Genomic DNA, 25,794 nt, shown 5'->3' with positions numbered 1-25,794 from the left:
TAATAGAATAGAGCTGAGAATCTCAGCCCTATTATTTATTCAACTGTTAAATCTTTCGTAATGAAGTAATAATCAATTGGGAAAGACACAACATTTTTCACTTTTTTAGTAGCAACTGAATTTGTAATACCTGTTGTTAAATAAATATTCGCAACATCTTTATTTAAAATTTGTTGACCTTGAATGGTTAATTCAACACGTTTTTGTTGATCAAATTCTGTTACCAATTCTTCAACAATTTTATCAAATTCTGGATTAGAGTAACTTCCAAAATTGTCTGTTCCATGTGTTGAGTAGTTTTGTTCCATAAAGCGTTTTGAATCACCAGTTGTTGCTGTAATGTAACTGAACAAGAAAATATCAAAGTCTTTCGCAACTTTAGATTCATTGATGTTTTCTGTTAAGTTAATATTCAATGCAATACCCACTTCTTTTAATTGTGATTGTAAAACTTCTGCCAAAGGCGATGCTTGCGCAAGGGACAATGTAAAGGCTAATTTTTTACCATCTTTTTCTAAAATGCCATCTGATCCTGCAACAAAACCAGCTTTTGCTAATAAATCTTTTGCTTTTTCAGAATCATACGATTGTTTATCAATTTTATCGTATCCATAACCTGCGCTTCGTGGGAAAGCTGCTCCAACAGCTTCTCCGCGTACAATTTTGGCTAATTTTTCTCTATCAATCGCATACGCCATTGCTTGTCGAATCTCTTTATCTTTTAAAAACGCATTTTTATGATTTAATGCCATATAATAAACGCGTAATGACGGAACTTCTAAAATTTGGAAGTCAGCATTTTTAGATAATTGTTCCAAACCAACGCCACTTATTTTTTGAGCAATTTGAACATCTCCTGATTGTAATGCTAATAAACGTGTATCGTCATCTTCAATATTACGAACAGTTAATGTATCTAATCCCGGTTTACCATTCCAATAATGTTCATTCGCAACTAATTCAATTTGTTCTTCTTTTTTCAATTCTTTAACAGCATAAGGTCCAGTTGTCACTGGTTTTGTTGCGATGCTTTCTTCTGGTTGAGATGTATCAATAATCGTAAACAATGGCTCTGTTAAGTTTGCTAACAATGAACCATAAGGCTCTGTTGTATGATAAAGTACATATTCTCCGTCAACTTCAATCTTATCTAATTTGGCATTACTTTTTGCACGCTCATCTTTTGAAATAACACGTTCAATACTTTTCTTCACATCTTCTGGTGTCATTACTTTTCCATTACTAAATTTAACACCTTGTCGAATGTGAAATTTCCAAGTTTTCTCATTCACAACTTCCCATTTATCTGCTAGTTGTGGCTCAAATTTCATGTGTTCATTGACTGTCACTAATGTTTCTGCTGCACCAATACGAGATAAAGTCCACGCATTCCATCCATTTGCTGGATCTAAATCATCTCCAAACCAATATAGTGCTGCTGTTAAATGTTTTGCTTCTTTTGTTTCGGCTTTTTCTTCCATTTTAGATGTTCCACACCCTACTAAAACGAATAATAAAGCAATCAAGATACTCCATTTAGATGTAAATTTTTTCAATGACATTTTTTTCTTCCTTTTTTCTTTTATATTTTCTTTTGGATCAAGAATTTCTCTTAAACTATCTCCCAATAAACTAAATAAAATTACACTTATAAAAATGGCTAATCCGGGAAAGACTAATAGCCACGGTGCATGCTGAATATATGGTTTTCCTTCACTCAACATATATCCCCACTCTGGATGAGGAGGTTGTGCTCCTAACCCTAATAAAGATAGACTTGATAGAGTGAGTAATTTCTCACTAAAATCTTGTGTTAATAAAACAAGTATATGCGGCATAATATTAGGTAATAAGTAGGTGAAAAACAATTTTGGTGTTTTGGCACCTCCTAATTTAGCTTCTTCAATAAATTCAGCATGTTTTAAAGATAAAATCATGGCACGTACAACACGAGCATAAGCTACCCACCCCGTCACACTAATTGCCACAATAATATTGACTGTACCTGTTCCTAATACACTAACAATCACAATCGTAAAAATCATACTTGGAAATGCTAAAATCATATCAGATAATCGCATCACAACGGTATCTACCCATTTATATGATAAAGCACATATAACCCCTAGTAACATACCTATTACAGCAACAAAACACACAATCGCAATGGCTGTCACTAATGACGTCATCCCACCATACAAAACACGAGAAAAAACATCTCTACCTAAATGATCTGTCCCCATTAAAAATGATGTGTTTGGCGATTGTAAAATATGTTCATAAAACAAATCATATGGACTATAAGGTGCTATGTATGGAGCTAAACAAATAATACCGAATAAACAGATAATACCACTAATACATATAATAAATTGTTTATTCTTTAAGGCTCTTTTAATATACATTAAATATCCTCCAATCGCACACGAGGATTTAATACATGATACAATAAATCAACGATTAAATTGATACTGACAAAAATAATCGACATCCACAATACATAGCCTTGAATAATTGGATAATCTCTATTTTTAATAGCTTCCATAACTAAACGACCGACGCCTTGCCAACCAAAAATCGTTTCAATAATGACGGTACCACCTAATAAAGCACCAATGGTCATCCCAAAATTTGTTAGAACTGGTAATAACGCATTGGGTAAAATCTCTTTTAACATAATATGTCGATAAGAAAAACCTAATGATTTCAAACCTTTTACATAATCTTTTTGATGTTCTTCTAATATTTGATTGCGAATCTGCCTTGTATAAACAGCAATCATCCATATAGATAAGGTCAACATAGGCAAAATAAGATGTCTAAACGTACCATATCCTGACACAGGTAATAATTGAAAGGATACAGAAAATGTATAAATCAAAATGAGTGCTACCCAAAAACTAGGCATTGCAACACCCAAAAACGAAAAAAAACGTATCAGATAATCTATCCATTTTCTTTCATAAATAGCAGATACTATCCCCAAAAATAGACTAGATATTGCAGAAACAAACGTAGTTGCTGAAACTAATACAAGCGTATTCGGAATTGTTTCCTTTAATTTGTCTGATACTGGTTTTTGATAACGATAAGACATTCCTAAATCACCTTTAGAAATATTCGATAACCAACTAATATACTGTTCTAAAAAAGATTTATTTAAACCTAATTTTTCTTTCTCTTTTTCAATAACTGACTTATCTACTTGTTGTTGCATGTTTTCATACTTCATTGTAATAGGATCTGATGCAATGACATTCATCAGTGAAAAAGTTATGAAAGATATGCCAAACATCACAAAAACAAGTTGTATCAATCTTTTCCAAATAACTTTCTTCATATTAAAACGATACTCATCATCCTTTCTTTAAAGTAAACAATCGTAAACACTTCTATTTACAACTATATTCTACATCATTAAGATTTGAATATCAATATAAAAATAGACTTTATTACGTTTTACGAAAGAAAATAATTTATCGAAAAACACTCATTTTCATTGATATAATTAGATCTTTTAATATCATTTAAATTTTTCAAGAAAAAGAAAACGATATAAATCGAAATAAACTTTTTATCATAATACATAAAATGATACATCTATTAGTCTATAAATAAATCATGTTGGTGGAGCTATCCACCAACATGATTTATTATAGAGCCTAATTTAAAAGGTGTTGATAGCTTCCTTTCGGAAGGCTATCAACACCTAAAAGGCTATACCTTTTGATAAATAAACTAATCTTTAGCTGTTAAAGCAGCCATTGTAATATAGTTATAAGGTTTGTTGAAGTGTGGTAAGAAGAAGATGTCTAATAAAGCTAATCTTTCAATTGTTACTTTTTCTTGAATAGCTAATGAGAACATATGAATACCCATTGACATATCTTCTTTAGATGCCATTTGGCAACCTAAGACAACACGAGTGTCTTTGTCGTAAACGATTTTGATTTTTACTTCATAGTTGTCATGTTCAATAAATTCTGGTTTTTGCAAATCAGAAAATTCTGTAACAACAGCATTATATCCAGCACGTTTTGCTTTTTCTAATGTTAAACCTGTTGATACCATTTTTAGATCATAAATACAAATACCGTTTGAACCTTGTACACCAATTGATTCTAAATGTTTACCAGCTACATTGTGTGCAGCAACTAAACCTGAACGAACAGCATTTGTTGCTAATGCAATGTAACTTGTATCGTTAATTGAGTTATCATAAACTGTTGCACAGTCACCAATCGCATAAACATCTTTCATGCTTGTTTCTTGAGATTTGTTAACTAAGAATGCACCATTTCTGAATAATTCTAATCGACCATTTCCTAATGCTGTATTTGGACGGAAACCAACAGCTAAAATAACCATATCAACATCAAATGTTTCTTTATCTGTTACTAAGCGTTCAACTTTACCATTTCCTTCAACAGCTTGTACTGTTTGACCAAATGCTAATTTAATATTGTGATCTTTTAAGTTTTGGCTCATCAATTCTGTGAAATCTTTGTCATAGTATCCACCTAAACATGTTTCAGCAACATCTACTAAAGTAACTTCTTTACCTAAGCGTTCAAATGCTTCAGCAAGTTCTACACCAATATAACCCGCACCAACAACTGCAACACGTTTGATGTCTTTATTTTTTAATTTTTCAATCACTTCTTCAGAGTTTTGGTACAATTTAACAAATTGTAAGTTTTCTAAAGTTGCTTTAAATTCACGTGTACCTGGTACTAATTCAACACCTTTAATTGGTGGAATAATTGGTTGTGAACCTGTTGCTAAAATCAATTTTTCGTATGATTCAACATGTTTTTCAGTACCGTTAATCAGTACGTGAACTTCTTTTTTATCAAAATCAATTGATTCAACTGGTGAATTCATATAAACTTTTGCACCAGCAGCTTCTAATTTTTGTTTGTCTGAATAGAATAATCCTTCTGGACCTGCAATTTGTTTCCCAATCCATAAAGCCATTCCGCAACCTAAAAATGAAATATTTGAGTTTTGGTCAAATACAACAACTTCATTTTGATCGCCATAATTTCCTAAGATTGTATTGATACACGCTGTACCGGCATGGTTTGCTCCGACAACAACAATTTTACTCATCTGTTTATCCAACCTTTCTATTGTGAAAAATGTAATTTGCAATAGTATGATAACTCTTACTACACTACATAGTATAACACATTTTTTTTCTGTTGCAATCTTATTTATATACGTTTCCATATTTATCCAAAATTTTCAAGTTCTATAATAAAGTGTACTAGTCAATGTATTTAATAGTCTTTTCAACGATAGAAAAAGGTAGTGAATGAGAATAACCATTCACTACCTTTTATTTTTAGTATCTTCTTCTCGTCGTTTCTGTAGTTGTTTCAGTTGTCGTTGTTTGATTTTGTTTTCCTCTTGAAATGGTAATCGTTACTTCAACACCCTCTTTAATTACTGACCCTGCAGGAATAGATTGTTGGATCACAGTACCAACTGGATTTTCAGAATACTCTTGTTTTAGAATATATGTCACACCTAAGTCACTTAATTGATTTTCAACAAATTCTTTACTAGAGCCGTATAGATTTGGCATTGTAATTTCTTTTTTACCAATACTCACAAAAAATTTCACACTCGTTTGTGTTGGGTTTACTTTTGTTCCAGCTGTAATGGACTGATCGACAATATAGCCTTCTTTAACTGTATTACTATGAACCTCTTCTTTTGTGACATTAAATCCTTCAGAAACCAATTTCCCTTTGACTGTTTCAAATAATTGGTTAGTATAATTTTCAAAAGTAATTTCTCCCGAACTTACTGTAAAAGTAACAACGGTTCCTTTTGGTGTCACTTTCGTACCACTTTGGATACTTTGCGATATGATATATCCCGCTTTAACCGTTGCACTCGCTTCTGTTTTACGTTCAATGATATATCCTTTTTTTATCAGTTCTGTATAAATAGCACTGTATTCTTTATTCGTGTAGTCCTCAAATGTTTCCATATTTTCTCCTGAACTCACATATAAAATCACTTTGCTATTTTGTTTCACCACAGTATTACTTTTTGGATCTGTCTTAATTGCCATACCTTCTTTGACAGTATCACTTTTTTCTTTTTCTACTTTTTCAACAATTAACCCAATATCTGCTAACAATTTAGTAGCATCTACTTCTGTTTTTCCAACAACCTCTGGCACTTGGACATCTTTAGGTCTATTGGCTAGTAAAAACATTGTTCCTGCACCAATAACGAGCAAGGCAGCAAATAACATCGCAAACAAAACAAAACCTTTTTTACTCTTTTTCTTTTGCGGTTTAAATGTTGGCTTGGACGGGGGAGTCTTAGGTTTTACGACAACATTGCCACTCACATTACTAGGCTGTTTCACAACTGGTTTACCGCTAGGTTCTATAAATTTCTTTTCATTTTGTCGACTTAATTTTAGACAGGTTCTTAAATCTTGTAACATGCTCGTACATGACGGATAACGATATTTTGGATTTTTAGTAGTCGCTCTTAATAAAACATTTTCTAAACTTTGCGGTACTGTTTGAACAGCATTTTCAACAATACTCGGCATTGGACTTTGGAAATGTTTCATGGCAATAGATACAGCTGAATCTCCATTAAATGGCACTTCTCCCATAATCAATTCATACAAAATAATCCCTAAAGCATAAATATCAGATTGATTCGTAGCTGAGCCGCCTCTAGATTGTTCAGGTGAAAGGTAATGAATAGAGCCTACCAGAGTATTAGTTTGTGTAACGGCTGTATCACTCAATCCGATCGCAATACCAAAATCAGTAATTTTAATCACTCCGTCTTTTCTGATTAAAATATTTTGTGTTTTTAAGTCACGGTGAATAATCCCTTTATGATGCGCAACAGAAACAGCATTGACGACTTGTGTCATAATGTTGACAACTTCAACCAATGATAGTGGATAATGTTCACGAATATACTGCTTCAAATCAGTTCCGTCAACATGTTCCATAACTAAATATCTATTTTGCCCATCATCGTCTACGTCGTATAACTCTACAATATTTTCATGAACAAGTTCACTGACTGCACGTGCTTCACGTTGAAATCTTTTTAATGTTTTTTCATCATTATAAAAATCGTAGCGTAAAATTTTAACAGCGACTTGTCTATCCAAAATTAAATCTTTCGCTAAATAGACTGTTGCCGTACCACCGCTACCAATAAAACGTTCAAGTTTATAACGTTGACTTAGAACATCTCCAACTGCTACCATTATTACCCTCTCCTTTCATTTTGTTCTTCATATTTCATAATCAATACACTAATATTATCTCGTCCTCCAGCGACATTGGCTTTCTGTATCAATCCTTTGACACGATCATCAACTGCTGGATATTCTTTAAATGATGATGCAATTTCTTCATCTGAGAGCATGTCTGTTAATCCGTCGGAACAAATCAATATACCGTCATTATCTATCAAAGTCACTGTTGTAACATCTATTTGTACTGTTTTTTTATTACCAACAGCTCTTGTAATGACATGCTTCATCGGATGATTTTTAGCTTCTTCTTCATTTAAACCACCTAAAGCTAACAAATCATTCACAAGTGTATGATCATACGTTACTTGTTTAATAGCCCCGTGTCGATAAACATACACACGACTATCTCCCACATGTGCTGTAATCAATTTATCATCTATCATAATCGCACAGACAATCGTTGTTGACATACCTTTTAAATCTGAGAAACGATTTGCTTGATTAAATATTAGCTCATTAACTTCTTCTATTCGTGATGTTAACCAATGGGAAATAGTATCCATAGTGATGTCTTTTTCTTGTTTCCACATATCTCCCATATATGTTAAAGCTGTTTTGCTTGCAACTTCTCCAGATTGATGTCCCCCAACACCGTCGCATAAAACACATAAATATAAACCGTCTTTATTTTGAAAAACGTCAACGGCGTCTTCATTTATGACACGTTTCATACCTACATCTGTTTGAAAAGCTATTTTCATTGGTACACCTCCATTCTATTTTATACGTTTCAAACAACAAATATAAAACCCATCTGTGCCGAACACATGTGGTAATATACTAATTTCTCCGTATTCAGTATAACATTCTTTTGGTAATTTTAAATCATATAATGGCACTCTCTCAAAATTAGTATGTGTTTTTAAAAATTGTGCCATTCGTTTTTCGTTTTCTTCTAAAGTCAAGGTACACGTACTATAAATTAAACGTCCTCCAACGGCAACTTTAGGAAAGACACTTTCAAGAATATCCTCTTGTATAGCAGAAAGTGAGGAAATTGTATCCAACACTTTACTATATTTAATATCTGGTTTACGCCGCATCAATCCTAAACCGGAGCACGGAGCATCTACAAACACCTTATCAAAATAATTATCTGAAAAAGACGACACATCTCGAGCATCTTTTATCATAGCCTCCACAACATCATCTACGTGAAGTCGTTTTGCATTTTCTTCAATCAATTTGATTTTATGTTCGTATAAATCCAATGCATAGACTATACCACCCTTTTCTTTATTTAAAAAATGAGCGATATGTGTTGTTTTTCCACCTGGTGCCGCACATGCATCTAACACTTTATCACTTTCCTCCAAGGCTCCACACAATGCAACAAGCATTGAACTTTCATCTTGAATCGTAATATCTCCTTGTAAAAATAAAGATGTTTGCGCAACATGCCCCGAATGTATACGTATACCATTTGGTGCCAATGGACTTTTTTCACACATAAATGTCTGACTTAATTGATTTATTGCTTTATCTACATCATATGCTCGAACAGATAGATAAGGTTTCTCGAGTAATGAGTATCCTATTTTTTCTGTTTCTTCTAAACCATAAAGTGTATCAAAATACGTCACTAGCCACATGGGCAAACTCGTACGTAGTGACACAACTTCTTTTGTTCTTGGTTGCATCATTAAATGAGATAAACGTTCTTTCCCATTTCTATCAATATTTCGCAACACACCATTCACAAAATTAACAATACTTTGCCCAGCTTTGATTTTTGTAATTTCACTCGCTTCATTCAAAATAGCATATGCAGGAATTTTATCGAGAAATATCATTTGAAAAGTAGATAATCGTAAAATTGTTCGTAACCATAAAGGAATTGCTTTTTTTACATAGGGTTCTAGTAGATAATCCAATGTCAATCGTCTTTGTGTGACGCCGTAAACAATCTCTGTTAATAAATTAGCATCTATTGTAGATAAAGGTACTTCTTTTAAGACAGCATCTAACTTTAAATTGACATAAGCTTGATTTTGTTCGACATCTACTAAAATTTTCATGGCTAAATAGCGTACTGTTTTTTTACGTTGTGCTTTTGTTAATTTGATTGGCTTAATTTTCAAAACAATCTCCTTTTTCTAATCGAGCACCACTACCACGACAAAAATCATCAATAGACATTTTCGATTTCCCCGACGGTTGTACTACTTTTAGTGATAATACTGTGTGCTCTCCACAAGCGACAAAAATTTCTGTATCTGTTATATTTATCATCGTTCCAACTGGCTCGTTCGTCTGTTCTTGGACAGGAATAGCCTCCCATATTTTAAACCGTTCACCGTGCAATAATGTATAAGCACCCGGCCAACTGTTCATAGCTCTAACTTGACGATTGATGTCAGTGGCAGTTTGATGCCAATTTATTTTTTCTTGTTCTCTTGAAATATTTGGTGAAAAAATCACTTTTGACTCATCTTGTTTGATTGGTTGTATAGTATCTTCAAATAAACATGGTAAAGTTTCGAGCAATAATTCTCTACCTAATAAGCTTAATGAATCAAATAACGTTTCTACAGTGTCTGTTTCTAAAATATCAATAGCTTTTTGATTTAATATATCTCCAGCATCCATTTTTGGTTCCATATACATAATACTTACACCCGTTTGTGTTTCTCCATTCATAATGGCATATTGGACAGGAGCTCCTCCTCTATATTTCGGTAACAAAGAAGCATGTACATTGATTGCACGATATGTTGGATGATTTAATAAAACAGACGGTAAAAATTGTCCGTAAGCTGCTGTGACAATTAAATCAATATCTAAAGATAAAAGTGTTTCTAACTCTTGCGAACCAACCAATTTCTCTGGTTGATACACATCAATGCCATGTAGCAACGCTTCACGTTTTACAGGAGAAGGAGTTAATACTTTTTTTCGACCAACCAATCTATCTGGTTGTGTCACAACACCAATAACCTCATATTCACTTTCAACTAATGCTCTTAAAATGGGAACAGAAAATTCAGGTGTTCCCATAAATACTATTTTTTTAGACATATAAAACTCCTTTATCCAAGGCTCATGAAAAATTCATATAAAACTATTATATCAAGCAATAAAAAGACTTGCAAAGAATACTTCTGAAAAGCTCTAAAAAATTTGACTTATGAAAATCTATCTCCTATAATCTCTAAATGATATAAAAATGGAGGTAATTTTTATGCAGAAAAATTTTTCAAAAACAGTGATATTTTTATCTACTTTTATTTTGTGTGCTTGCTCAAATCAATCACAACAAAATATATCACATTCTGTCACAACAACGACAACACAACAAACAACTGCGCAGCAGACAATAATGAAACAATCTTCTACACAAACATCATCAACAGTTGATTATGACATCAATGAAATTGTAGCATTAGTAAAAAAAGATTTTCCTGATTTTGACATTGAAAGTATCAGTTTAACATTAAATGTCCCTACTCCTTTATTTGAAGTAGACTTAATTGGTAATGATTCAGAAAAAACCGTTCAAGTAAATACACAAACAAAAGATAAAGTCATTTTAAAGGAAGAGATGTTAGACAGTGATGAAAGAAATGGTGTTGAACGTCAAAAAGAAGCAATCAACACAAGTTCTTTATCTAGCATCACAAATGTTTTGAATGCTGTGAAACAAACATTAGCAGTAGATACTGTCACAAAAATCAGTCTGAATCAAGAAGTAGGCATTACTTATTGGGAAATAGAACTATATAGTGCCAACCAGAAAAAAGAAGTTAAAGTTGATAACGCAACATTAAAAGTTCTTGAGATTGATCATGATTAGTCACTATTTATTTAACAATACTCAAAAAGGCTTGAAAACATTGATTTCAAGCCTTTTTACTAATGTTGATATACACTTTCTAATTTTTTAGTTATATGATGTTTACACCAATATTGATAAATATACTCTATACGTTCACATATATTTTCGACTGTATATATTTGACACAATATCGGTTCTTCTTGAATAATATATCCTCGTCCTTTAATAGCTTTTGATATTAGAGTAGATTTCCCAAGCAAATATAAAGCATCTTGTTTTTCATTTAAATGCAATACTATTTTTGTACGAAACATATTTAATAAAGCCATACGCACATTGCTCATTGTACTTACAGTCATGATAACATATATGGAAAACGCTGCTCCCTCTTTTATCACTTGATATAAACACTCTTCTAATTTTTCACAACTCATAGAACTATCATAATCATCTATAAATATTAAAATAGTCGGATGTTTTTTCATATGTTTCATCTTTTTCCGTTGTGTAAATATACTATATATATGTTGTATCATCTGATTTAATTTTTCTTGTTCATCGTAAGATACATACTCTAATACATGTGGTAAATCTAAAAAGGCAGATAAGTGATGATAATCAAAATCTACCATGTATATGTACAACCATTCTGGAGAATGATACATTGTCAAAGATAATATCATTGTCAAAATTGTACTTGTTTTACCATATCCTTTACTTCCAAAAACAATAGTATGGGACTGCTGCCATACATTAAAAAAATATATTTCTTGCTTTTGATAAAATGGTAAATCAATAATACCTAATGGTGCACACATATCTGGCATAGTATGATGTTGTAAAATCGGCATAAGGATGCTTTCTTCTAAAGGTGGTATAAGTACCTTTTGTACTTTTTTAAAAGAACTCATTTTATGTACATATACTATTTCTGAAATGATTGCTTCTAATTGAGTCATTGCTTTTGCTGTCTGTACGGTTGGCAATACATTTATTGATTGCCCTAAATCATCTATTTTATAAATCGTAAGAGCTATATCTTGTTTTGTCATATTTGAACAACCTGTATACCCACTTTGAAAAAGTATCTGATTCTTTTGTCCAATTTTTAAGTATCCTCTTCCTCTCGTTGTAATATGAGCAGCATCTGGTGTTTTTAATAATTCATTAGAGTCTTGCTCACTATTTACTTTTAACACAATTTTTGATTGAATATTACTTTCCATTTGTTCATTAATAATACCACTTGGTTTTTGTGTAGCTAATATTAAATGAATGCCTAAAGAACGTCCAATCCTTGCGATTGATGTTAATTCTATTAAAAATTCTGGAGCGTATGTTTTTAATTCGGCAAATTCATCACAAATTAAAAACAGATGTGGAAGTGGCTCCATTGTAGATATAGATGTACATTGTTTATGTGCCTTATATCGTTTGATATACTCATTAAGATTAAATACTCTATAATAAACAAATGCTTCTTGCCTTTTCTTTATCTCTGCTTTTAAACTTTGAATTGCACGTAATACATGATTTTCATCTAAATTTGTTACTACTCCAACAATATGAGGTAATTTTTCTAACGCATAGACAATTTCTCCACCTTTCCAATCAATAATAAACATCGAAATATCTTCTGGTGAGTAAGAAACTGCAAGACTTAATAAATACGTTATAAGAAATTGAGATTTTCCTGAACCGGTCATTCCTGCAATTAAGGCATGAGCACCGTGCTCTGATTCGTGTAAATCCCAATAAACCCGATTATTTTTATCTGAGATGCCAATGATTACTTTTAAAGATTGATAGCTTTTTGCTGTTTGCCAGCGATGTAAAATCGATAGTTCGGATACTTGCGATATTTGATACTGCTCTAAAAAGTTTAAAGAAGTAGACATCATCGGTTTCTTCGTATCAATATGTATCAAATTTGCCAAACATCTAATTCCATTTTCAATATGTTGAGTCGGTGGATATAGAAAAAAATGAAAGTCATACTGAGCAGACAGCACTTGTCCTTTTTCTTCAGTGTGTAATAAGATTGTTTCTTTTACAATATGTGGAAGCATCAATTTTGAAATACTTATAAATATGACAGACATACCTAGTTGATTGGGATATTTCTCTAATAAATGATAGATAGGATGTTCTATTATATATTTATAGTCTGTTACAATGAATAGATAATGTGGTAAAAACACATACCCTTTTTTTAGTTTATCTTTCCGTTTTAACAATACATTATATAATGCATCTAATCCTTTTTGTCTGTGTTCTTCTTGATACCATAGTCCTCTCATACAACAATCATTTATATAAAAATGCTTTAAAAACCGCCATTTTCTCCATATTTTATTATATTCATCTTTTGATATAAGACAGACAAATTGCACATCTAAATATGAATGGAAAAAAGCTAATTGTATCAATATATGTTCTAAAAAACACATCATGTTTTGATGTGTACCGACAACACCAACGTAACTTTCTTTTAACGAAAGTGGAATAGGACTACGTTCATGTCTACTAAATTGCTTTTTTAATAATTTATCCTCATCATTTTGTATATCAATAGACAGTTTAGATGAAACACTTCCTAATCCTAAAGATACAGTTAAAAAATAGTCATGATAATAAGCTCTTTCATAAATTCGTGTATCATATACAGACATCAATCGCACTAGTTCACTTGGAGATGGAAAATTCTGTTGTAGTATCTCTCGTTCTTTTTGATAAGATTGAGCAATACAAGATGCTGCATACATGAAGTCTTTTTCCCTATTTTTATTTTCTTGTTCAATATATTTTTTATTTTTATATCTGTTATATACATATTGGCTTATCAATATCAACATGTTAAGAAACAAACCAACTAAAACAATAGATACATTTCCAAATAAACTAGTACTTATTGTTGTGAGAAAAGGAATGATAAAAGATTTAGCATGACTTAATTGTTTACTTTTTTTACTATCTTTTGATTTTAATACAAAACGCTGATGTGGTTTATCAAAATGTATGTTTACATGCCGATAATATTTTGGAAAATCAGACTGTTTATATGAGATATGTGGTTGTCTATAAATCGCATCATCACGACATACAACTTTATTGGAAAAGAGAATGATATGCCATTGATTATTTGTCTTTTCTAATCGAAAACTTTTTGTCATCATCTGCATATTATCCATTATCGGATACATATTTTCTTGTACCAATTTATTTTGATAATAGAGAACATCATTTTGTGTCACTATACACACATGTGTGTTATTGATAAGTATGTGTATATCTTCTTCTATTTTTATAACATTATAATCATCTTTTCCGATTGTTAAAACAATATCAGATCTCAATGTAAAATAGAAATCATGAACATTCTCACTTTTTATGACTAACAATGAATATTGCTTTATTGTATGTAATCCTATACCCACATATTCTCCGTCAATCATTAGCTTATTATTCACTAAACTAAACACAATACCATCATGTTTTATCATAGGATTTTGTCTGTGAATGGATAATTTTGTTAATAATATATCAAATATATATACTTCATAATAAGAATGACTACTCATTTTTACCCTCTTTTTTATCCAATTCATGATACAAATAGTCAATTTCTTTTTTATACTCCGTTAATAATTGCTCTTGCGTATCGGATAGTTCAACTGTCTTTTTTGTTGTATCATATAGATGTAAGTAAGCTAAAAGTAACATTTGTTTATCTTGATTTATTTTGGCCACTTCAAGTGCCTGTTGATAATCTTTTTTTCCTAAATAAATCCAAAAATTTAATACATGTGATGATGACGATAAAGAAATTGTCTTTAATGCATCTATTTTTTGAATATATTTACTATCTTGTCGCTGTATACTTGCATAAGCTAATAAATAGCGTTTGATTTGTGATAAATTATCTAAACTTTCTCCTTTTAACTGCTCTTGGATAAAGTCATAATCTCCTTTCAAAAAAGCCGTTTGTAATTGATATTCTATAGTATCATAAATTGGTTTTGTCATAATATTCATCCCAAAAATAACCGACATAACTAAAAATCCTACTTTATAAAAAACATAAAGATACTTTGAAACATACTTTTTTTGTTTTCTTTGTTTCTTTATTTCTTTTTGATATTCTGCTTGTAAATATGTGTCAAGTTGCTCTATTGATTCTATTTGATGTAAATGATTTGAAAAAGTATCAGAAAGTGTAAACTGCCCGTATTGTAATTGTTCAAAAGAATATTTAGGATGTAATAGCCATAATAAAATCGCTTTGCCATATTGCATCATTGGGTAATCTTTATATGGATAGACAAGATGAGGCATGCCAACATGGCATATATGAATAGTTATATCATCAGCAATATAAATGTTTTTAGGATGAATATAAGGTACTGTATACATATCCATTTGTTTGATGTAGGTGACAATATTTTTAGCAATACATATTTTTTCTAAATAACTTAATTTATTATTTCTATACGATTCTAAAGAAAATCCTCTACCTTTAATATCATATTCACAAATAAGCATCTCTTCTTTTATTACAATAGTATAATATAATTTAATAATAGATAAATGCTCACACGTATATTGACTTTTATTTAAGCTAACTGTCAATTTGTCCCCAAACTCTTGACATAACAAAGACTGACTATTTCCTGTCATGCGTATCATCAATAATCATTTCAAATTTATCTCCCGTTGCAATACCATAATCTTCTAATACATCATATTCTCCAATATGTATACATTTATTTTTTACAACGAGTTGAAAAGGATATTTCAGTGCAATACCATGATGCTCAAACATATTATAAATAAGTTCTTTTAATTGATGCATGGTCACTTTACTTGGAACGAGTAGATCAATTTCTTTATTGTCTTTTACTAATGTAATACCAATCATAAATACACCTATTACTAAATCCCAAAGGACTGTGCATCTTCTCTATCACGCTGTTCAACAAGAGTAGCATATCTATTTAATTGTTGAAAAATATCTTCCAATAATTGTTCAAATTTCTGAACATGTTGATATAATTGCTGGTATTGTTCCAAATAAGCTTGAAAAGCTTGCCCTTTCCATTCTTGTGAAATAGATGTATTCATATGATTTACTCTTTGAATAGATTGTTCAATTTCCTCTTTAGCTTGAACATAAATACGTGCTTGTTCTTTTAATTCTTGTGGTTTTAAACTGATTTGTTGCATATTCTTCCTCTTTTCTTTTTTGTTCTATTATTAGTATATGCAATATCAGAGCATTTCTTTGTAACATATAAAAATATTTTATATACCTTGATTATCATGCTGAAAGTCTTGTATGGCTTTCTCTAATGTAAAAAATGGCAATAAGTTAGAAAGCTTTTCGCTTACTTTTCTACATTAAATACAGTTTTTCTGCCTTACCATAAATCATTTATTTCCTTTTCAAACAAAATATACTCTTTTTTTATTAAATGATAATAGGATTTATCTTGAATCATCTTAAAGTCCAATTTTTCATAACAATTTTCTGGTACAGGTATCATCTTTTTTATATCTAATATAGCTAAAATATGTTTTTTATACATTTCATTCTGTTTATAAATACTATATTCAAAATAATAGTATTTCTTTCAGTTATTATTTTTAATAAATACTATTTTCTATATTTTTACTTATACAGAGTAATTTTATTATATAAAGTCATATTCGAACGATTTTTCTCCTCATTCGACTGCTTTAAGCATTTAAACCAACAAAAAAATGACTATACTTCACAAGAAATATAGTCATTTTATAATCTTATTACCTATCTGATTGAGATTGGCATCTCAAGAATGCACTCTTTTAGTTTATTTTTCTAACTGTTTCCCTAAGGCACCACCGGGGTGGAATAAATGAAAATCATCTTTTGTAAATTGACGGCTAGCCGATACAACCACAGCAATGCTGTCACCTAAAGCAAGCATCGTTGTTGAACTTGTCGTTGGGGCTAATCCTAAAACATCAGCTTCTTTTTCATACGTATAGTGTAATGTATAATCACACATATCAGCTAAACTAGATTGGTCTTTTGATGTAAAAGCAATCGTGATACAACCGATTTTTCTTAATGTTGGTAACATACTTAATACTTCTTGTGTACTTCCACTATTAGATAGCAAAAATACAATATCTTGTGTTTGTATCATACCAAAATCGCCATGAAATGCTTCAGTGCTATGTACAAAGATAGCAGGTATACCAACACTAGAAAAAGTTGCTGCAAGTTTTTTACCAACGTGTCCGGATTTCCCAACCCCAGTGAATACAATTTTACCTTGGCAAGAATCAACAATATCGACAATTTCTAATGTTTGTTCATTTAAGCGATTTGCTGTTTTTAATAGTCCTTCACTTTCCATTTTTAAACTTGTTTTTAATAAGTCTAATTTATTCATACCCTATTTTCTCCAATTCATTTAATGTTAATAATTCTAAAAATGAGTTACAATCATTGATTTGTTTTAATTTTTCTTGAAATAAATCTGTATCTGATAAAAGTTTTACTAAATCTGCCATGACATGAATGTGCTTTTTATGATCAATGGCACTTAAGAAAAACAGGCATGAAATAGGTTCTTTTTGTCTTTGAAACATAATCGGTTCTTGTAGTTTCACAAAGGATATTGCAACATCATGTGAGCCATTTTCAGGTTTTGTATGTGGCATTGAAATCCCTGGTGAAATAAGCATCGCATCTTGCCTTTCTTCTATATGCTTTAAAATATGTTCCACATATCGTTTTTCAATCACACCGTCATCAAGCAATGGTTGTGCTGCATACTCAATAGCTTCTTGTATAGTTGTTGCAGGACAGTTTAATTGAATATACTGTTGTTTTATGACATCGGATAATCGTAAAACATGTTTTGTTTCAAAAGACATTTGATTGTTTGAAAAATATTTAAATAAATCTCTTCTTAGTGCTTTCGCATTATGAACAGTTGCATATTTTTCAACAATGTTCATCACTGTTTCAACACCTGGCAATCTAAAATGTTTATTTCCAATTTCTGAATAAACTTGACGAATAATATCATATTTTTCATCGACACTCATAATAGGATTTACGACAAACACTGGTTTTGATGTTTCAAGTAATTTATAGTTTGGAATTGTTGAAAACACAATATCGTAGGTATTTGTATCTAGTTTAAAGTATGTGTCATAATCAACTGGACCAATAAAAGTCATATCCGAAAAAATATTTTTCAATTCAGTATAAATAATAGCCGAACTACCAATACCATTTGGACAGACAACAATTGCTGTTGTTTTATGTGTCATCGTGATATTAGAATGATTTTGTATCATTGCTGAAAAATGCATGGTTAAAAAAGCAATTTCTTCATCGGGAATTGAACTACCAAATACTGATTCAATAGATGATAACGTTTCTTTCACAATAAAAAACATTTCTTTGTATTGCTGTTTTGTTTCATGAATCAATCCATTGATAATCGGTAATCTAAAAAGCATACGATAATAAGTAGGGCGTATATGACTATATAGCTGTTTTAAAACTGAAAACTTATCATCAAATTGTATACCTGCCAATAATTCAAAACGAAATACAATGCGTTCTACTATATCTAAAATAAGCATTCTATCAAAGGAAGTTTCTCCTATATTACCTACGGTTTGTCCGAGTAACCATGCTGTTAAATACAACACTTCATTCTTTTCTACTAAACCAAATGTACTTAAAATATCTTTTGCCAAACGATATTCTTTTGCTTCTTCAAGAGAATGCTTAAATTGAAATGGAATTGTTTTTTTCATACGATATTTTAAAATAAGTAGAAAATATGCAAATTCATTTAAACGATTTTCTACAAATGTAATACGATGTTCTTGACTAATCACTGTAATTTTTTCTTTGATTTCCTGCACATGTTCATCAATATTTTCTTTTAAATAACGTTTAAAAAAAATAGAGTAAATAATATCATGATGCTCTGAAAAATCAATCATAATTTGACGGATTAAAAATCGTCGTATATCAAACTCTTCTCCCGATAGATAATAACCATCTTTTCTAGAATATAAAAGGTTGATACGATAGTTTAATAATTCATGCTCTAATTGTTTTAAATCATTCATCAATGTTGTTTTTGAAATTTTTAATAAATCAATAAAATCATTGACAGCAATATAATCTGAATATTGAGATACTAATATTAAAAAAATAAAGTATCGTCTTTCTTCACTATCTAAAATATATGATGTTAAATAATCTGAACTAGACGGATATTGTCTTAAAAAACTGAATTGAGCTGTTGTTAGCCTAATGAGTGTACTATTCATACGAAGTGGCATCAATTTATAATCGACAAGCAATTCATTTATTTTGTTTAAAGAATAATCAATTTGACGTAAGGTTAATTTCGTTTCTCTTTCAATACGATTGATATCTGTTTCTTTATTTTTTAAAATACTATTCAAAACGAGTGTTGCTTTTTTATCTAACATATCTACTCCTCATTTTCTAGTTGTTTCTAAACAAGGTCACTCCTTCAACAAAACGTGCTGCATTTTCACGAATATTTTCTACGGTACCTGTAGTTAATAAGCTACCTACCCCAACAACTTGAATACCGTTTTTCAACCATTCTCCAATATTTTCAGGTGTTGCACCACCAGATGATAAGATTGGTAAATATGGTAATGGTGTTTTAAACACTTTTCCTAAACTTGCACCATAATAGTTAGAAATAGGGAATGCTTTTATCATAGACGCTCCATATTCTAATGCTTCAATGACTTCGGTATAAGACGTACATCCTGGCATATAAGGCACTTGATATCTATTACATAATTTAGCTACATCTTTACTAAAATTAGGTGAAATAATAAATTTTGCACCGGCTAAAATCGCAATACGTGCAGTTTCACTGTCTAAAACTGTCCCTGCACCTACAAGCATTTTATCTTGATATTTTTCTTGAATCGCTCTAATAAATTCCGGTGCACGACTATTAGTAAAACTAATTTCCATGCAATCGACACCACCGGCTAAACAGCCATCTACAATTTCAAATCCTCTTTGAATCGTATCAATACGTACAATAGCCATAATAGCTGTTTGATATAAGCGATTTAATGTTTCTAATTTTGTCATCTTAGTTTTCCTCCTTGAAATAGCTGTCCAAAACGTCTTTAATATCTTGCTGATACTCATCTAAAACTGGTAGAACTGGTCGTCTAGCCTCTCCAACATCATGACCAACATACGTCAAGGCATACTTTAAAACAGATGGAATGGAACCATATTTTAAGATACGTCTAAATTCTTCGATACTATTTTGGTAGTCTTGCGCTTTTTCAAGATTACCTGCTTGATATTCACGAACAATGGCGACATCTATATCTGTTAACACATTAGAGGTAGCAGCAACAGCTCCGGCAGCGCCTAGCTTTAATGCATTTAAAATAAGAGAATCGGAACCCGATAATACTTTAAAATCTTTTTCTTTTGTTTCATCAATATAAGCTTTTATATTGTCAATGTTTCCACTACTATCTTTAATCCCAATTATATTTGTGATATCAGCTAGTTTTTTTACAAGTGTAGGACTTAGTGGATTACCTGTTAATCCGGGCATATTGTATAAAATAACTGGAATTGTCACATTTGTGGCAATGGCTTTAAAATGCTCATACAATTCTTCTTCTTTTAATTTCACAAAATAAGGGGCAATCACCGATAAAGCATCTGCTCCAATACTTTCCATGTCTTTTGCTAAAGAAATAACTTCGTTTGTATCATTACCACCAACACCTACATAAACAGGTACACGTTTATTTGTATATGACACAACATATTTTGCAAAGTCTAATTTTTCCTCTTTTGTCATGACGTGAAATTCACCATTTGTTCCTAAAATAAATAAACCCGATACTTGTTTGCTTATTAAATGGTCAATTAACTTTTCAGTTGCTTGCCAATTTATTGTATTATCTTTATCAAATGGTGTTACCATTGCCGTAATCAGTCCACCTAATGTCATTGTAAAACCTCCTAAAAAACAAAACTCAGCGAATAAATCCCACTGAGTTTTGCATATATTATTTAAAGATACTTAAAATACCGTCTAATAAAATACCAGTCACATTGTAGTCAATATTTGGGAATGTTGAACCTTGTATGCCTAATTGACCGTATAGTGGGAATAAGACAACTGGTAGGAATGCTAATAATAATCCTGCCACGAATGAGCCTGCAATCGCACCTCTCCAACCACCTGTTGAGTTACCAAAGACTGCCGCCGTTCCTCCTGAGAAGAAGCAAATATGTGCTGCTGGAATAATTACGATTGGGAATTTAAATAAAATCATAATAAACACAGCTAACAATCCTGCCGCATAGCTTGAAAGGAAACCAACAATAACTGCTGTTGGTGCAAATGGGAATACTGTTGGTACGTCTAATGCAGGTCTTGAATTTGGAATGAATTTTTCTGAAATAGACACAAACGCCGCTGTAATTTCACCTAAGAACATTCTTACACCAGTCATTAAAATTGACATACCTGCTGTAAATGTAAAGGCTTGGATAAGTGGGAATACTAACCAATGTTGACTACCAGCTAATGCTTTTGTTGCTGTTTCTCCTGCAGCAAAAGTTGCAACATAGAATAAAACAAGCATAATAACAGATACACCCATTAAGAAATCTTTAAAGAATGATAACCATTTAGGGAATTTAATAGTTTCTGTACTTTCAGATTCATATTTACTGAAGAATTTACCGATATAACCTGATAAAGCATAGCCAAACATGTTAAAGTGCCCGATTGCTGTTGCATCACTTCCCGTGATTTTACGCATAAATGGTTGACATAACGCTGGTAAGAAAGCAGACATAAATCCTAGTAATGTTCCACCTAAAACAATTGCCAAGACATCATCAAATCCATGTGCTTTAAAAATCAGTGACAATACACATGCAAAGAATAAACTGTGTCCTGTTGTGAAGAAAATGTTTTTAAATGGTGTGATACGTGCAAATACTAAGTTCATCACAAAACCTAAAATAAGTGTAGAAGATGTTACTAATGCAAACTCTTTTTGCGCTAAAGCTGTTGCTGCTTCTGGAGAAGCGATAACACCTTGAATGTTAAATCCTGTTTGGAATAATGTATTAAATTTTTGTAGAGCACCTGTGATGATAGATCCTCCGGCACTAAATACTAAAAAGCCGATAATCGTTTTAAAGGTACCTGTTAAAATTTCAACACCGCCTTTTTTCTGTGCAAGTAAACCAACAAATGCAACCAGTCCTAATAAAATAGCCGGTGTACTTAATAGACTAATCAAAATATTCATAACTCTCTCCCTCTCTTAATATGATTTATAATTCGCTTAATGCTTTTTCTAGTTTTTCTTTAATTTCTTTTTTATCTACAATATTTGTAATACCTACTACTTTTTGTGGTACACCTTTTTCAGTTAATTCTTGTGCCACATCTGGTAATGTAATCAATAATTCACCGTCAAAACCTGGTACACCATCTAAAGAAGAATGTTCAATTTGTAAATCAAATCCTTCTTCTTTCACAACTTCAAGTACTTTGATTTTTAACATCAAACTTGATCCTACTCCTGCTCTACAAGCAACTAATGCTTTTGCCATAATAATACCTCCTAATTGTTATTTAAAAATAATGCCATAATATCTTTTGGTTCTTTTGCAAGTTCCACTTGAGAAAGAAATGTATCATTGCTCAAATAAGAAACCAATTCTGCTAATACTTCTAAGTGACTATTACTATCCGGTGCACTTAGTGAAAATAAATATTTTACTGGATCATTGGCTTGATTTCCTGATACAACAGGTGTTTTTAATCGTGTTAGCCCCATCCCTAATTTCAATGCTCCACACTGACTTGGTGCATGAGGTAGTGCTACATGTTTCGTAATCACAATGTAAGGGCCTGTTTCCTTATAAATACGAATAATGTTATCCACATACTCTTGAGAAACAAACCCATTTTTTAATAATGGGGCAACCGATAGTAAAATCGCATCTTCAAAATTGTCGGCTTCAACATCTAATTGAATATGTGTTTCTCTTAGTACATCTTTTAACATGTCCTCACCTCCATTCCTTAATTCTATTATATGGTTACGGTTTCAGTGCTTCAATACAAATTGGGTTCATCTTTTGTTTGTACCCCGTGCAAAAAGTGAACTGAACATGCTCTTTTTCTCAATCTAAAAGTTTATATAAATAAATTGTAGAAAAATATGACGAATATAAAATGCGATGTTCTCTATTTTTATCTATGTCATAGAAATACAGAAGTGGAGCAACATCAACTTGTTGCTCCACTTCGATATGACGACTATTAATTCATTCGGCATCTTTCAATAAACGATTAATATGAATGGCTAAATACGTTACTTCATCAACTGATATTTTACTACCATAGTGTTGATAAATAAATTGTTGAATTTTTTTAGCATCTTCCATTGCTTTTGGGTAATTTTCAGATACTTGTTGAAACAATAACATATTATCATCATTTATCATTTCATGGGATAAAAAACGTTCTACAAAAAAGCGAATGTGGACGATAAAACGTTTATAGTGAATGGAATCCTCTTTTAAAGACTTTCCAAGTGTATACTTGACTAAATTAACAATATTTCCAATCATTTTGACACTTTTTTGTGCATTTTTCTCATCTCCTGCTTGACGCGCATTGATAAAATGAAATGCGATATTAGCAGCTTCTTCCTCTGGCAATGTTTCTTGAAAAACGTTCTCAATTAATCCAATAGCATATTGCCCAATTTTAAATTCTTGAGGATAGTATAACTTCACTTCCCAAAACACTTTATTACTCAAAACAATACCTTGTTGATGACGCTCAATCGCAAAATGAATATGGTCTGTTAACGATAAATACAATAACGGAGAAACTGTTTCGTCTAATAATTGCTCTGAAAAAGATAAAATATCGTTTGTCATATCAAAATATTGACTTGGAATATTTTCAATGAGGTAAAATAGTTGTCGTGCTTGAGGTGTCTCAACTGGAAAAAATAATTGACTAATTTGATTTTTTTCCAATACTTCTCCCGGCTTTTTTCCATAACCAATGCCTTTTCCAAGCGCAATCATTTCTTTGCCTTTATCATCAACTAAAACAACACTGGAATTAAGCACTTTTTTAATAACCGACATACGCCACCTCCTACTTTTTAATCGCCTAAATCTTCTCCATTTGATGCGATTACTTTTTTATACCAATAAAATGAATCTTTTTTATAACGTTTATAGGTACCATTACCTTCATCATCAATATCTACATAAATAAAACCATAACGTTTACTCATTTGTGATGTACCAGCACTAACAATATCAATAGCACCCCAGCTTGTATATCCTAATAACTCTACACCTTCATCGACTGCTTCTTTCATTTGTTCAAAATGTGCTTTAAAATATGCGACACGATACGGATCATGGATTGAACCGTCCTCTTCTAAGACGTCTTTTGCACCCATTCCATTTTCTACAATCATCAATGGTTTTCTATAACGGTCATATAATTCAAGTAATGAAATCTTTAATCCTTTGGGATCAATTTGCCAACCCCAGTCAGTCGCTGGTAAATAAGGATTTTTCACTCCTAGAACCGTATTTCCGGGTGTTCTTGGAGCATTTGGATCGGTTGATTCTGTCATAGACATGTAATAACTAAATGACACAAAATCAACTGGATATGCTTTTAATAATGCTAAATCATCAGGTTCAAATGATAACACAATACCTTTTTTTTCTAAAGCATTTAGTGTTAGTCTTGGATACTCACCAAACACTTGCACATCGGTATAAAAATAATTTTGTAAATTTTTTTTCAGCGTTAATTCAACATCTTCTGGTTTACATGTTAATGGATACGTTGTTAATTTTGTTAACATACAGCCCATTTTAGCATTTGGAATTATCTCTTTTAATAATTTTGTTGCTTTAGCAGACGCCACAAACTGATGATGTAATGCTTGATAAATGACTGCTTCTTCTTGATTTTCAGGGCATTGATCTGGAATAATACCAGCCGTTGTGAAAGGATGTCTTAAAATGCTATCAACTTCATTAAAACTTAGCCAGTACTGCACTGTATTAAACTCGGTAAAGCACACTTGACAAAAACGTAGAAAATCATCAATCACCACTCTGTCTACCCAACCATTACCATTTAAACTCAAATGCAATGGCATTTCATAATGTGACAATGTTACAATCGGTTCAATACCTAATTCATTCATTTTATGAAACATTTTTTTATAAAATGCAATACCTTTTTGATTCGGAGTTAATTCTTTTCCTGTTGGGAATAAGCGACTCCATGCAATCGACACACGTAATGCTTTAAAACCCATTTCTGCAAATAATTCTAAATCTTCATCAACATGATGATAAAAATCAATACCACGACGTTTGGGATACCATTTATCGCTCGTATCTTTTGCAGCTTTTAACACACTTTCTGTTGTGACAGTCATGTGTCCTTTATAATTTTTTACATCTAAATCAGGACGATACATCGCAATATCGGCAACGGATAATCCTTTACCGTCTACATTCCAAGCACCTTCTGCTTGATTGGCTGCAATGGCACCACCCCATAAAAATCCTTCTGGTAAAACTGTCATC

At 31.5% G+C, this 25,794-nt stretch carries 22 protein-coding genes; 1 reads left to right on the top strand and 21 read right to left on the bottom strand.

What is annotated here, in order from left to right; translation table 11 throughout:
- Positions 1 to 35: 35 nt before the first annotated feature.
- The 7 genes from GMA11_RS02120 to fmt form a co-directional block, all read right to left on the bottom strand.
- A complete protein-coding gene (locus tag GMA11_RS02120) occupies positions 36 to 2,405 on the bottom strand; it encodes an ABC transporter substrate-binding protein (protein WP_163545565.1) in 2,370 nt (789 codons plus the stop codon).
- Positions 2,405 to 3,340: a nickel ABC transporter permease gene (gene nikB, locus GMA11_RS02115; protein WP_163545564.1), complete on the bottom strand. Its 936-nt coding sequence runs from the start codon at positions 3,338 to 3,340 to the stop codon at positions 2,405 to 2,407. Before nikB ends, GMA11_RS02120 begins: the two co-directional genes overlap by 1 nt.
- 398 nt (positions 3,341 to 3,738) lie before the next feature.
- On the bottom strand, positions 3,739 to 5,112 hold the full coding sequence (nox, locus tag GMA11_RS02110) for a H2O-forming NADH oxidase (protein WP_163545563.1): 1,374 nt from the start codon (positions 5,110 to 5,112) through the stop codon (positions 3,739 to 3,741).
- 235 nt (positions 5,113 to 5,347) lie between these two features.
- Complete coding sequence (pknB, locus tag GMA11_RS02105) at positions 5,348 to 7,261, bottom strand: Stk1 family PASTA domain-containing Ser/Thr kinase (RefSeq protein ID WP_163545562.1); 1,914 nt, start codon at positions 7,259 to 7,261, stop codon at positions 5,348 to 5,350.
- A gap of 2 nt (positions 7,262 to 7,263) precedes the next feature.
- Entirely contained in the window at positions 7,264 to 8,013 is a 750-nt protein-coding gene (locus GMA11_RS02100) for a Stp1/IreP family PP2C-type Ser/Thr phosphatase (protein WP_163545561.1), read from the bottom strand.
- A 15-nt stretch (positions 8,014 to 8,028) separates the two neighbouring features.
- Positions 8,029 to 9,393 (bottom strand): 16S rRNA (cytosine(967)-C(5))-methyltransferase RsmB, encoded by a 1,365-nt coding sequence (gene rsmB / locus GMA11_RS02095; protein ID WP_240332452.1) that lies wholly within the window; start codon positions 9,391 to 9,393, stop codon positions 8,029 to 8,031.
- Positions 9,383 to 10,330 carry a methionyl-tRNA formyltransferase gene (fmt, locus tag GMA11_RS02090; RefSeq protein WP_240332451.1) on the bottom strand — a complete coding sequence of 316 codons (948 nt, stop codon included), beginning with the start codon at positions 10,328 to 10,330 and terminating at the stop codon, positions 9,383 to 9,385. The genes rsmB and fmt overlap by 11 nt, the downstream gene beginning before the upstream one ends.
- A 163-nt stretch (positions 10,331 to 10,493) precedes the next feature.
- On the opposite strand from fmt, the gene GMA11_RS02085 reads away from it, so the two are divergent.
- Complete coding sequence (locus GMA11_RS02085) at positions 10,494 to 11,105, top strand: PepSY domain-containing protein (RefSeq protein ID WP_163545560.1); 612 nt, start codon at positions 10,494 to 10,496, stop codon at positions 11,103 to 11,105.
- Between the two features lie 59 nt (positions 11,106 to 11,164).
- On the opposite strand, the gene essC is transcribed toward GMA11_RS02085, so the two are convergent.
- The 14 genes from essC to GMA11_RS02015 form a co-directional block, all read right to left on the bottom strand.
- Entirely contained in the window at positions 11,165 to 14,668 is a 3,504-nt protein-coding gene (essC, locus tag GMA11_RS02080) for a type VII secretion protein EssC (RefSeq protein WP_163545559.1), read from the bottom strand.
- Positions 14,661 to 15,764 (bottom strand): type VII secretion protein EssB/YukC, encoded by a 1,104-nt coding sequence (locus GMA11_RS02075; RefSeq protein WP_163545558.1) that lies wholly within the window; start codon positions 15,762 to 15,764, stop codon positions 14,661 to 14,663. Before GMA11_RS02075 ends, essC begins: the two co-directional genes overlap by 8 nt.
- On the bottom strand, positions 15,751 to 16,005 hold the full coding sequence (locus GMA11_RS02070) for a hypothetical protein (RefSeq protein ID WP_163545557.1): 255 nt from the start codon (positions 16,003 to 16,005) through the stop codon (positions 15,751 to 15,753). Before GMA11_RS02070 ends, GMA11_RS02075 begins: the two co-directional genes overlap by 14 nt.
- A 14-nt stretch (positions 16,006 to 16,019) precedes the next feature.
- The gene (locus tag GMA11_RS02065) at positions 16,020 to 16,310 is read right to left on the bottom strand and encodes a WXG100 family type VII secretion target (RefSeq protein ID WP_163545556.1); all 291 of its coding nucleotides are present in this window, start codon (positions 16,308 to 16,310) and stop codon (positions 16,020 to 16,022) included.
- A gap of 194 nt (positions 16,311 to 16,504) precedes the next feature.
- Complete coding sequence (locus tag GMA11_RS02060; protein ID WP_163545555.1) at positions 16,505 to 16,672, bottom strand: type III toxin-antitoxin system ToxN/AbiQ family toxin; 168 nt, start codon at positions 16,670 to 16,672, stop codon at positions 16,505 to 16,507.
- A 264-nt stretch (positions 16,673 to 16,936) separates the two neighbouring features.
- Positions 16,937 to 17,524, bottom strand: coding sequence for an SIS domain-containing protein (locus tag GMA11_RS02055; protein WP_163545554.1), 588 nt, complete (start codon positions 17,522 to 17,524; stop codon positions 16,937 to 16,939).
- Positions 17,517 to 19,598, bottom strand: a complete 2,082-nt coding sequence (locus GMA11_RS02050; RefSeq protein WP_163545553.1) for a BglG family transcription antiterminator — start codon at positions 19,596 to 19,598, stop codon at positions 17,517 to 17,519. Before GMA11_RS02050 ends, GMA11_RS02055 begins: the two co-directional genes overlap by 8 nt.
- Before the next feature lie 16 nt (positions 19,599 to 19,614).
- Positions 19,615 to 20,247, bottom strand: a complete 633-nt coding sequence (locus GMA11_RS02045) for a ketohydroxyglutarate aldolase (RefSeq protein ID WP_163545552.1) — start codon at positions 20,245 to 20,247, stop codon at positions 19,615 to 19,617.
- A 1-nt stretch (position 20,248) separates the two neighbouring features.
- A complete protein-coding gene (dapA, locus tag GMA11_RS02040; RefSeq protein ID WP_163545551.1) occupies positions 20,249 to 21,136 on the bottom strand; it encodes a 4-hydroxy-tetrahydrodipicolinate synthase in 888 nt (295 codons plus the stop codon).
- 58 nt (positions 21,137 to 21,194) lie between these two features.
- Positions 21,195 to 22,454 (bottom strand): PTS ascorbate transporter subunit IIC, encoded by a 1,260-nt coding sequence (locus GMA11_RS02035; protein ID WP_163545550.1) that lies wholly within the window; start codon positions 22,452 to 22,454, stop codon positions 21,195 to 21,197.
- A gap of 25 nt (positions 22,455 to 22,479) precedes the next feature.
- The gene (locus GMA11_RS02030; protein ID WP_163545549.1) at positions 22,480 to 22,761 is read right to left on the bottom strand and encodes a PTS sugar transporter subunit IIB; all 282 of its coding nucleotides are present in this window, start codon (positions 22,759 to 22,761) and stop codon (positions 22,480 to 22,482) included.
- Positions 22,762 to 22,772: 11 nt separating this feature from the next.
- Positions 22,773 to 23,219 carry a PTS sugar transporter subunit IIA gene (locus GMA11_RS02025; RefSeq protein ID WP_163545548.1) on the bottom strand — a complete coding sequence of 149 codons (447 nt, stop codon included), beginning with the start codon at positions 23,217 to 23,219 and terminating at the stop codon, positions 22,773 to 22,775.
- 262 nt (positions 23,220 to 23,481) lie between these two features.
- Complete coding sequence (locus GMA11_RS02020; protein ID WP_163545547.1) at positions 23,482 to 24,318, bottom strand: PRD domain-containing protein; 837 nt, start codon at positions 24,316 to 24,318, stop codon at positions 23,482 to 23,484.
- A 17-nt stretch (positions 24,319 to 24,335) separates the two neighbouring features.
- Positions 24,336 to 25,793 carry a glycoside hydrolase family 1 protein gene (locus GMA11_RS02015; RefSeq protein WP_163545546.1) on the bottom strand — a complete coding sequence of 486 codons (1,458 nt, stop codon included), beginning with the start codon at positions 25,791 to 25,793 and terminating at the stop codon, positions 24,336 to 24,338.
- Position 25,794: the final 1 nt, after the last annotated feature.

It is taken from the genome of Granulicatella sp. zg-ZJ, assembly GCF_010892355.1.
Taxonomy (GTDB): Bacteria; Bacillota; Bacilli; order Lactobacillales; family Aerococcaceae; genus WM01.
This window is presented reverse-complemented; position numbering and strand designations above follow the sequence as displayed.

Bases quoted from the DNA above. Each gene is read 5' to 3' on its own strand.
- GMA11_RS02120 (WP_163545565.1), bottom strand. From the start codon at position 2,405: ATGTATATTAAAAGAGCCTTAAAGAATAAACAATTTATTATATGTATT.
- GMA11_RS02100 (WP_163545561.1), bottom strand. From the start codon at position 8,013: ATGAAAATAGCTTTTCAAACAGATGTAGGTATGAAACGTGTCATAAAT.
- dapA (WP_163545551.1), bottom strand. From the start codon at position 21,136: ATGACATTAGGTGGACTGATTACGGCAATGGTAACACCATTTGATAAA.
- fmt (WP_240332451.1), bottom strand. From the start codon at position 10,330: ATGTCTAAAAAAATAGTATTTATGGGAACACCTGAATTTTCTGTTCCC.
- GMA11_RS02030 (WP_163545549.1), bottom strand. From the start codon at position 22,761: ATGGCAAAAGCATTAGTTGCTTGTAGAGCAGGAGTAGGATCAAGTTTG.
- GMA11_RS02050 (WP_163545553.1), bottom strand. From the start codon at position 19,598: ATGTTAGATAAAAAAGCAACACTCGTTTTGAATAGTATTTTAAAAAAT.
- nox (WP_163545563.1), bottom strand. From the start codon at position 5,112: ATGAGTAAAATTGTTGTTGTCGGAGCAAACCATGCCGGTACAGCGTGT.
- GMA11_RS02070 (WP_163545557.1), bottom strand. From the start codon at position 16,005: ATGATTGGTATTACATTAGTAAAAGACAATAAAGAAATTGATCTACTC.
- GMA11_RS02015 (WP_163545546.1), bottom strand. From the start codon at position 25,793: ATGACAGTTTTACCAGAAGGATTTTTATGGGGTGGTGCCATTGCAGCC.
- GMA11_RS02055 (WP_163545554.1), bottom strand. From the start codon at position 17,524: ATGAATAAATTAGACTTATTAAAAACAAGTTTAAAAATGGAAAGTGAA.
- GMA11_RS02075 (WP_163545558.1), bottom strand. From the start codon at position 15,764: ATGACAGGAAATAGTCAGTCTTTGTTATGTCAAGAGTTTGGGGACAAA.
- GMA11_RS02060 (WP_163545555.1), bottom strand. From the start codon at position 16,672: ATGTATAAAAAACATATTTTAGCTATATTAGATATAAAAAAGATGATA.
- GMA11_RS02085 (WP_163545560.1), top strand. From the start codon at position 10,494: ATGCAGAAAAATTTTTCAAAAACAGTGATATTTTTATCTACTTTTATT.
- GMA11_RS02045 (WP_163545552.1), bottom strand. From the start codon at position 20,247: ATGACAAAATTAGAAACATTAAATCGCTTATATCAAACAGCTATTATG.
- nikB (WP_163545564.1), bottom strand. From the start codon at position 3,340: ATGAAGAAAGTTATTTGGAAAAGATTGATACAACTTGTTTTTGTGATG.
- essC (WP_163545559.1), bottom strand. From the start codon at position 14,668: ATGAGTAGTCATTCTTATTATGAAGTATATATATTTGATATATTATTA.
- GMA11_RS02020 (WP_163545547.1), bottom strand. From the start codon at position 24,318: ATGTCGGTTATTAAAAAAGTGCTTAATTCCAGTGTTGTTTTAGTTGAT.
- GMA11_RS02035 (WP_163545550.1), bottom strand. From the start codon at position 22,454: ATGAATATTTTGATTAGTCTATTAAGTACACCGGCTATTTTATTAGGA.
- GMA11_RS02025 (WP_163545548.1), bottom strand. From the start codon at position 23,219: ATGTTAAAAGATGTACTAAGAGAAACACATATTCAATTAGATGTTGAA.
- pknB (WP_163545562.1), bottom strand. From the start codon at position 7,261: ATGGTAGCAGTTGGAGATGTTCTAAGTCAACGTTATAAACTTGAACGT.
- GMA11_RS02065 (WP_163545556.1), bottom strand. From the start codon at position 16,310: ATGCAACAAATCAGTTTAAAACCACAAGAATTAAAAGAACAAGCACGT.